This is a genomic window from Proteus faecis (assembly GCF_030286765.1).
GTDB lineage: Bacteria > Pseudomonadota > Gammaproteobacteria > Enterobacterales > Enterobacteriaceae > Proteus > Proteus faecis.
Genome location: NZ_JASVWV010000048.1, coordinates 1 through 1,395, shown reverse-complemented (window position 1 = coordinate 1,395; position 1,395 = coordinate 1). Strand labels below are relative to the sequence as shown.

Sequence of the window (1,395 nt, the reverse complement as noted above, 5' to 3'; positions counted from 1 at the left end):
CGACTTTTAGTGATTAATCAAATATCAGCCAGTCTATGTATACTCATGAGCCTGATGACATCCCACCGGAAATGACTTCGGATAACACAATGGATGCGAGGGTGAGGAAAACCAGTATAAATATATATAATCTTTTTTCATCTCTGACCGGGCAGGATTCGCTTGTCATAAAACAGATCACTTCTGATACTAACAGCTTATCCGTGAACTTTCCGGATACACAAACAATATAAACAGAAGCACCCCGGTATTCTTGCCACAAAAATTTTACCCGGATTATAACAAATTTAACTATGAACCATTTAACAAATCGTAAACAGGATATTGTCTAACTCGTTGTTGAGTATACTAATGATATAGAAAACCATGTTACACAAAATAAATGATGGAATACATTAACGTATTAATCATTTATTCACTTTACATAAATGCTAACGTATGATGACGGATAAAGAAGAGAAAATCATAATACCTGATTAAAACAAACCTTAATATTACTAATATCACTTGCTAACTGAAAAAAAGAACTTTCAAAACAAGCTTAGCTCTGAATTAGCTCATTGACAAAAATAAAAAACTTAACACACCGGTATAAAATAATATAATAAACAAATATCATCAGTATGATGACCAGAAGAATAAAATATCTCAATATCAAATCCTAATCGTCTTTTAAGATTTAATCTGGGTAATTCCCTTGTGTATATAACATTAGATAAAATAGCATACTCCGACCAACTCCCGACAAATGAAAACATATAATACTTTGAACCTTTTTCATTTAAAATAAAACCATCCCCATTTATCTGCTTTATAACATAGTTCACCTTTATTTTATTTTTTGTTTTTTCATCCGCACAAAAATCATAAGAAACACTCAAATAATCACTTGATGCTTTTACCATACCCTTAATATGATTAATTTGACTTTTATTTTTAAAAGCAAGACCTTCAACACTATAATTAGATTTAAACTCAAAAGGAATAGTGATATAAAATGATTTACTTTCACCGAGTTTATTGTCTGTGTAACATTCAGAATATAAAGAAACAGGTCTGTGTTTTATATCTTTAAAATTCAAAAACCGATGCTGAGGAAAATAATATCTGAAATCCCAAAAATCACGTTTCCTGAATAAATTCGGTGTAATTTTAAAATACCGTTTAAATGCACGAGAAAAATTTTGTTGTGAGTTAAAAGAATAAATAGTTGATATCTCAAAAACAGATAGATTTGTTAAGCGAAGTAATACGGAGGATAAGGACAATTTTCTTGCCAGAATATACTTAGCAATACTTAATTTTGTTTTTTCTAAAAAGATATCCTGAAAGTATCTTTGACTATACCCTGATTTTTTAACAACATCAGTCTGAGAGATAGGCATATTTATATTA

Annotated in this window: 1 protein-coding gene; it reads right to left on the bottom strand. The window is 29.6% G+C overall.

Going from position 1 to position 1,395, the window contains the following annotated elements; genetic code table 11:
• Positions 1-578: 578 nt before the first annotated feature.
• A partial coding sequence (locus QSH13_RS18380) for a helix-turn-helix domain-containing protein (protein WP_336621786.1) occupies positions 579-1,395 on the bottom strand: 817 nt, incomplete at its 5' end.